This is a genomic window from Anoxybacillus sp. LAT27 (genome assembly GCF_022030075.1).
In the GTDB taxonomy this organism is placed as follows: Bacteria; Bacillota; Bacilli; order Bacillales; family Anoxybacillaceae; genus Anoxybacillus; species Anoxybacillus kestanbolensis.
In genome coordinates this window covers 12,571-20,010 of record NZ_JAIWYK010000441.1, presented here as the reverse complement: position 1 = coordinate 20,010, position 7,440 = coordinate 12,571, and the positions used below count along the sequence as shown (strand labels likewise).

The following is a 7,440-nucleotide window of genomic DNA, read 5'->3' as shown; positions in this document are numbered from 1 at the left end:
TCGGTAGCTCAGTCGGTAGAGCAAAGGACTGAAAATCCTTGTGTCGGCGGTTCGATTCCGTCCCGAGCCACCATTTTGAATAATGTGGATTTGATCTATCTAAATATATATAATGTGCCGGCTTAGCTCAATTGGTAGAGCAACTGACTTGTAATCAGTAGGTTGCGGGTTCAAGTCCTGCAGCCGGCACCATCCGCGGAGGGGTAGCGAAGTGGCTAAACGCGGCGGACTGTAAATCCGCTCCCTTTGGGTTCGGCGGTTCGAATCCGTCCCCCTCCACCATTTTAGGGGCATAGTTTAATGGTAGAACAGAGGTCTCCAAAACCTCCGGTGTGGGTTCGATTCCTACTGCCCCTGCCAAAAACATGGCGGCTATGGCGAAGTGGTTAACGCACCAGATTGTGGCTCTGGCATTCGTGGGTTCGATTCCCACTAGTCGCCCCATATCCGTTTTAAAACATTGGGGTATAGCCAAGCGGTAAGGCAACGGACTTTGACTCCGTGATGCGTTGGTTCGAATCCAGCTACCCCAGCCATATATGCGGAAGTAGTTCAGTGGTAGAACACCACCTTGCCAAGGTGGGGGTCGCGGGTTCGAGTCCCGTCTTCCGCTCTTTGTTTCACGGCGGCATAGCCAAGTGGTAAGGCAGAGGTCTGCAAAACCTTTACCACCGGTTCGAATCCGGTTGCCGCCTCCATTTTTTTTATGCGCCGGGGTGGCGGAATTGGCAGACGCACAGGACTTAAAATCCTGCGGTAGGTGACTACCGTGCCGGTTCGAGTCCGGCCCTCGGCACTGAAAAGGCTTGACAAAATAAGATAGCATGATACAATTTAATTGTTTCATGCCGATGTGGCGGAACTGGCAGACGCGCACGACTCAAAATCGTGTGGGGTAGCCCCCCGTGTGGGTTCGACTCCCACCATCGGCACTAGAGGGATTCCTGTTAATCGCAGGAATCCTTTTTTTATTTTCTCTTATTCGTTTCCCTTCGATTATTTTAGATTATTTTCTGATGTGAAAAACGAAAATTTTCGTAAACAACCCCTTTAGTTAGACTGTTAATTATAATTTTTGTACGAACATAAAAGATTTTATTGACTTGTTCCGCTAACTTTTATTATGATTAAGTTACGAAACAAATGAAAGAAAGCGCTTTTTTAAATTTGTCATTAACGAAAAAATTCGTAGGAGGTTCGAAATATGCTTCAGTTTCCGAAAGATTTCATCTGGGGAGCTGCTACTTCATCGTATCAAATTGAAGGAACGGCGACTGGAGAAGATCAAATTTACTCGATTTGGGATCACTTTTCTCGTATTCCGGGTAAAGTGGCGAATGGTGATAATGGAGATGTTGCAATTGATCATTACAATCGCTATGTTGATGATGTCGCATTAATGAAAGCGCTTCATTTAAAGGCGTATCGATTTTCGACTAGTTGGGCGAGACTGTATACGGAGACGCCAGGTAAGTTTAATGAGAAAGGTCTAGATTTTTATAAGCGTCTTGTGCATGAATTGCTAGAGAACGGTATCGAACCAATGTTGACTATTTACCATTGGGATATGCCACAAGCTCTTCAAGAAAAAGGCGGTTGGGAAAATCGCGATATTGTGTATCGCTTCCAAGAATACGCTTCGTTTCTTTACGAAAACCTCGGTGATGTCGTAAAAAAATGGATTACGCATAATGAGCCGTGGGTCGTCACTTATTTAGGGTATGGTAACGGTGAGCACGCGCCGGGTATTCAAAACTTTACGTCATTTTTAAAAGCAGCACATCATGTTCTCCTCTCTCATGGGGAAGCAGTAAAAGCGTTTCGGGAAATCGGTCCGAAAGACGGGGAAATTGGAATTACATTGAATTTGACACCTGGATATGCCGTTGATCCGAAAGATGAAAAGGCGATTGATGCAGCGCAGAAATGGGACGGTTTTATGAATCGTTGGTTTTTAGACCCGGTATTTAAAGGGCAGTATCCAAAAGATATGTTAGAAGTGTACAAAGATTATTTACCAGATGTTTACCGAAATGAAGATTTACAAACGATTCAGCAACCGATCGACTTTTTCGGATTTAACTATTATTCAACAGCAACATTAAAAGAGTGGAAAAAAGGTGAACATGAACCGATCGTATTTGAGCATGTAAGCACAGGCAGACCAGTGACAGATATGAATTGGGAAGTCAATCCAAACGGTTTATTTGATTTGTTAGTGCGGTTGAAGAAAGATTACGGTGATATACCATTGTACATTACTGAAAACGGTGCTGCATACAAAGACCATGTCAACGAACAAGGAGAAGTAGAAGACGATGAACGGGTTACTTATATACGAGAGCATTTAATTGCTTGTCATCGTGCAATTGAACAAGGAGTTAATTTGAAAGGCTATTATGTATGGTCGTTATTCGATAATTTTGAGTGGGCATTTGGCTATGATAAGCGTTTCGGTATTGTATACGTGGACTATGAAACGCTAACACGAATCCCAAAGAAGAGCGCATTATGGTATAAGGAAACGATCATGAATAATGGAGTTAAATAAAGGAGGTGATGGGGAAGGGAAAAAAGTTTTCTTTGTTGTAGCGCAACGTATCGGGGATTAGCCGCTACCACAAAGAAAACTAAAAGAATTATAACGTGAAACAAACAAATGGGCAAATGAAAGGTGTAAACGGTATGAGCACATGTTGTAAAAAACGAGGGGGAAAGAATGATGAAGAAACGAGCGCTTATGTTGTTGTTAGCATTCGTCTTTATGTTCGCAACTGCCTGCGGCAATCAGTCTGAAAGTACGAACGAATCAAAAGACAAAGGTTCAAGTGAAAAAGTGAAGTTGAACATGTGGGTATTCGGAAGCACTGGCTATGAAAAGTTAGCTGAGGAATATATGAAGGATCATCCGAATGTCGAAATTAAAATTCAGTCAACACAGTTTGATGACCATCATAACGCACTATTTACAGCGTTATCAGCAGGAAGTGGTGCGCCGGACATCGCGATGATTGAAGTAAACAACATTGAACGTTATCGTGAGGCGCAAGATCGCTTTTATAACTTATACGATTTTGGAGCAAAAGACATTAAGGATAAGTATTTAGATTGGAAATGGCGTATCGGTGAAAGTGCAGATGGAAGCTTTTTATTCGGTCTCCCAACAGATATTGGTCCAACGGCTATGTTTTACCGCGCTGACGTATTTGAAGCAGCCGGACTTCCAACAGATCCAGCTGAAGTGGCTCAGTTAATTCCGGACTGGAATGCATATGCGGAAATCGCTGCAACAATTAAAGAAAAAACAGGAAAGCCAATTGCAGACAATATTGAACTTGTATACAACGCATTGCGCGACCAAGCGCCTGTGCAATATTTCAATGAAAAAGAAGAATTGCTAATTGAAAAAGAACCGTATATTAAACAAGCGTACGACTATACAGTTAGCTTAATTCAAAAAGGTTACCTTGGCAGCAACGGATTATGGACTCCTGAATGGGGTAATGCGATGGAAAAAGGAAGCTATGCAACATTACTTGCGCCTGCATGGATGCAAGGGGTAGTGAAAGGAAATGCGCCAAATTCAGCAGGCAAGTGGCTTATTACAAACATGCCAGGTGGAGCAGGAAACTGGGGTGGCTCTTATTTAACGATTCCAAAAGAATCAAAGCATCCGCAAGAAGCGTATGACTTCATTCAATGGCTTGTCGCACCAGAGCAACAGTTGAAGTCGTTTAAAGACATGGGATTATTCCCATCCACTCCTTCTGTGTATGATGCTCCAGAGTTTAAAGAGTACAAAGATGAGTACTTTGGTGGAGTAAACACAGCTCAAGTCTTTGCAGAAGCAGCACAAAAAGTAAAAACAGTGTACATGGGCAAAAACTACACACTCGTTCAAGCAGAAATCATCAAAGCGTTGACAAACGTACAAAAGAAAAAAGCTGATCCAGAAAAAGAATGGGAAGAAGCAATTAAACGTATTAAACGTCAACTTGAACGTCAATAAAACATATGAGGAAGGGATTTATTCCCTTCCCCTACTATGATTTTTGGAGGGAAATACAAATGGTATCCCATAATCATACAAACGCAACCGTCCGTCCAAAAGGATTAAGTGATAAGAAAAAAACAGCATTAGCTGGCTACTTATTCATTTCTCCGTTCTTTCTTTTATTTGCCATCTTCGGTGCTTTTCCAATGCTGTTTAGCTTTTACTTAGCTTTTCAAAAATGGAATGGATTCGGTGAAATGACATTTGTCGGAGTTAAAAACTTTTCACTTATTTTTACTGATCCATTATTTTGGAAATCGATTTATAACACGATTGTGATCGGTTTATTAGGAACAGGTCCACAGCTAATTGCGGCTTTAATTTTAGCCGTTGCTTTAAATTCAGCAATGGTCAAGTTTAAAAGTGTATTTCGTGTCGCTTACTTTGTGCCAAACGTAACATCGATTGTTGCGGTAGCGATTGTCTTCACCGTTTTATTTAGCGAACAAGAAGCAGGATTAGTAAATGCTACACTTGGCTTATTTGGCATTTCGCCAGTAAGCTGGCAGACATCTGAATGGGGAGCGAAAATTGCGATTGCGACGATGATTTTTTGGAGATGGGTTGGATATAACTCGATTATTTTCTTAGCGGGATTGCAAAGCATTCCGAAAGATCTTTATGAAGCAGCTGAAATTGATGGAGCGAAAAAATGGCAGCAGTTTTTTTACATCACTGTGCCGATGTTAAAGCCAATCATCGTATTCGTTGTATTTACGGCAACGATCGGATCGCTACAAATTTTTGCCGAGCCACTCATTTTCGGAAGTGGATTTAGAGAAGAAAGTATGACGATCGTGTTGTATTTATGGAGAGAAGCGTTCTCGAATAACGCGTTCGGAACAGCATCTGCGACAGCCGTCTCGCTATTTTTACTCATCATTGTATTTACGACAATTAACTTCTTTGCGTCCAATCGTTTAGATAAATCGGGCAAGTAAAAAATATGGAGGTGAATGAAGATGCAACGTAAAAAGGGATTTGTGAATAAAGTAACAATCCATGTATTGTTGATTATCGGTGCGTTATTGTCGGTTTTTCCGCTATACTGGATGTTTGTTATGGCGACTCAGCCGAATCATGTCATTAATAAATTACCGCCAGCTGTTGTACCGGGAGATAAGTTAGTCGAAAACTTTCAAAACGTATTAGAAAATGTCGACTTTTTCGGGGCAATGTGGAACTCTTTTATTGTTGCTAGCTTAACGACGCTTGGGGTGTTATTTTTCAGCTCTTTAGCAGGTTTTGCATTTGCTAAGTTGCAGTTTAAAGGTCGGGAAAAGCTGTTTGCTGTCATTTTAATTACGATGATGATTCCGCCACAATTAGGATTAATCCCACAATACTTCATTATTACGAAGTTGGGTTGGTTGAACGATTTAAAAGCAATTATTGTTCCAGGTTTAGTGAATGCGTTCGGTATTTTTTGGATGCGTCAATATATTAAAGACGCAATTCCTGATGAATTGATTGAAGCGGCAAAAATTGATGGATGCAGTATATTCCGTGTATATTGGAATATTGTCGTTCCTTCAATTTTACCAGCTTTTGCGACGCTTGGCATTTTAACATTTATGTTCGTATGGAACGATTTCTTGTGGCCATTAACTGTATTGAGAGATGAATCAAGCTACACGATTCAAATTGCTATTCGCGCTCTTCAAGACGCATACGTGAAAGACTATGGTATGATTTTATCTGGAACATTTTGGGCAACATTGCCTTTAGTTGTTGTATTTTTAATGTTTAATAAGTTGTTCATTTCAAGCTTGACGCAAGGATCCGTCAAACAATAGTGACATAACCGCCAACTAAAGCGCATTCATTTTTAATGGGAACATTTATGTTATAATAAAGGTAAGATTATAAAGTTAAGAAGGGATCGTATGAAAATTACCATTAAGGAAATTGCGAAATTAGCGGGTGTGTCACCAGGTACGGTATCGAAAGTATTAAATAACTATCATGATGTCGGTGAGGAAACGAAAAAAAAAGTGCTAGAAATTATGGAGCAGACTGGGTATGTCGCTGCTCGCATTCAAAAAGATACTGCTCATAAGTCGAGAGTAGTTGGCGTTATTTACGCCGGAGAAATCAACGCGGATTTCAACCACCCGTTTTTTATTGAGGTAATGAACTCTTTCAAAAAAACAATGGGAACGTTCGGTTATGACCTCCTCTTCTTTTCAAATGAACAATTTGAAGAAGGGGAGGAAGATTATTATGAGCGTGCTATGCGTTACAAAGTAGACGGAGTAATCATTATTAGTGGTGAAAAACTTCAACCATCTATTTATCGATTAGATATGAGCGACATTCCATGTATTGGGGTGGATATTCCGCTTGAAGGCAACCGTTCTGCGTATATTATGACAGATAACTATAAGATTTCAGCGAAAGTAGTAGAGCATTTTTACTTATGTGGCTATCGACATATCGGCTACATTGGTGGTTTGCCAGGCGCACAAGTGACAAAAATTCGTGAACAAGGATTTCGCAACACGATGAAGGAATTTGGATTAACAATTCACGAAGAATGGTTCGTTCAAGGGGACTTCTTTATGGAAAGTGGCTATGAGGCGATGAAAAAAATATTAGGTTCGTCACATCATCCTGAAGCGGTATTTGCAGCGTCAGATTTAATGGCATTTGGAGCAATGAAAGCGGTAAAGGAACACGGATTAAAAATACCTGAGGATATTGCGATCGTTGGGTGTGATGATATCGACGCATGCAATTATACCGATCCACCTTTAACTTCCGTTCGTCAAGATAAAGAAAAAATCGGACGACTTGCCGCATATATGTTAAAAGATATTATACACCGCCAATTCCAGCCGAAAGCGGTTATGGTTGAACCGGAGTTAATTATTCGCGAATCTTGTGGAAGCAATCGATTGTACGGATTAATGTCTGGGAAGATGTAGGCAAGGAAAAGCCCCCTATCATTACAAACATAGGGGGTTACATATGTTCCTCATTTTCAACTACATGCTTCAAAACAGATAGCTTATTCTCCTAAAAACGTTCATAAAATGACAGCCTTTGCTTTAATTCTGTTAACGGTTCAGGATGGAGATAATAAATTCCCCTAATTTTCGATTCATATACAAGTACAGGACGATAAAGCGAGAATGCATTTTTGAAAAAGTTGTGAACAAGGTATTGACTTGTCCGAGGGGAGTCGATATAATGTAAAACGTAATTACGAAACAGGGATTCCTGTTTTTTATTTTTACATTTCATTCGACAAATTTCTACTTTTTCTGCATGTGTGGGTGTAGTTTAGTGGTAAAACCTCAGCCACGAGCGCTACATCGTCGAATAAGCGGCGAGTTGCCTCGACGCATCGATCATCATTGAGTAAGCTGGAAGAGGAAGAGGCA

Annotated in this window: 5 protein-coding genes, 9 tRNA genes and 1 pseudogene; 14 read left to right on the top strand and 1 reads right to left on the bottom strand. The window is 40.7% G+C overall.

Annotated elements, in window-relative coordinates:
* Positions 1 to 116: 116 nt before the first annotated feature.
* The 14 genes from LD028_RS15505 to LD028_RS15440 all read left to right on the top strand — a co-directional run bounded on the left by LD028_RS15505 (position 117) and on the right by LD028_RS15440 (position 6,981).
* Positions 117 to 192: transfer RNA gene (locus LD028_RS15505), tRNA-Thr, on the top strand.
* A gap of 5 nt (positions 193 to 197) precedes the next feature.
* Positions 198 to 282, top strand: a tRNA-Tyr gene (locus LD028_RS15500).
* 4 nt (positions 283 to 286) lie between these two features.
* A tRNA-Trp gene (locus LD028_RS15495) sits at positions 287 to 360 on the top strand.
* An 8-nt stretch (positions 361 to 368) separates the two neighbouring features.
* Positions 369 to 444: transfer RNA gene (locus tag LD028_RS15490), tRNA-His, on the top strand.
* A gap of 17 nt (positions 445 to 461) precedes the next feature.
* Positions 462 to 536: transfer RNA gene (locus LD028_RS15485), tRNA-Gln, on the top strand.
* 5 nt (positions 537 to 541) lie between these two features.
* Positions 542 to 613, top strand: a tRNA-Gly gene (locus tag LD028_RS15480).
* Positions 614 to 624: 11 nt separating this feature from the next.
* Positions 625 to 698 (top strand) — tRNA-Cys (locus LD028_RS15475).
* 12 nt (positions 699 to 710) lie between these two features.
* Positions 711 to 796: transfer RNA gene (locus LD028_RS15470), tRNA-Leu, on the top strand.
* A gap of 51 nt (positions 797 to 847) precedes the next feature.
* Positions 848 to 932, top strand: a tRNA-Leu gene (locus tag LD028_RS15465).
* Between the two features lie 272 nt (positions 933 to 1,204).
* Entirely contained in the window at positions 1,205 to 2,551 is a 1,347-nt protein-coding gene (locus LD028_RS15460; RefSeq protein WP_237810691.1) for a GH1 family beta-glucosidase, read from the top strand.
* Between the two features lie 168 nt (positions 2,552 to 2,719).
* The gene (locus tag LD028_RS15455; protein ID WP_006319211.1) at positions 2,720 to 4,009 is read left to right on the top strand and encodes an ABC transporter substrate-binding protein; all 1,290 of its coding nucleotides are present in this window, start codon (positions 2,720 to 2,722) and stop codon (positions 4,007 to 4,009) included.
* 59 nt (positions 4,010 to 4,068) lie between these two features.
* Positions 4,069 to 4,995, top strand: a complete 927-nt coding sequence (locus LD028_RS15450; RefSeq protein ID WP_237810694.1) for a carbohydrate ABC transporter permease — start codon at positions 4,069 to 4,071, stop codon at positions 4,993 to 4,995.
* Between the two features lie 15 nt (positions 4,996 to 5,010).
* A complete protein-coding gene (locus tag LD028_RS15445; protein ID WP_035047936.1) occupies positions 5,011 to 5,850 on the top strand; it encodes a carbohydrate ABC transporter permease in 840 nt (279 codons plus the stop codon).
* A gap of 69 nt (positions 5,851 to 5,919) precedes the next feature.
* Positions 5,920 to 6,981: a LacI family DNA-binding transcriptional regulator gene (locus LD028_RS15440; RefSeq protein ID WP_309240417.1), complete on the top strand. Its 1,062-nt coding sequence runs from the start codon at positions 5,920 to 5,922 to the stop codon at positions 6,979 to 6,981.
* Between the two features lie 91 nt (positions 6,982 to 7,072).
* Here LD028_RS15440 and LD028_RS15435 read toward each other — a convergent pair.
* Positions 7,073 to 7,141, bottom strand: a pseudogene (locus LD028_RS15435) (transcriptional regulator); the annotation flags it as partial.
* Between the last annotated feature and the right edge of the window lie 299 nt (positions 7,142 to 7,440).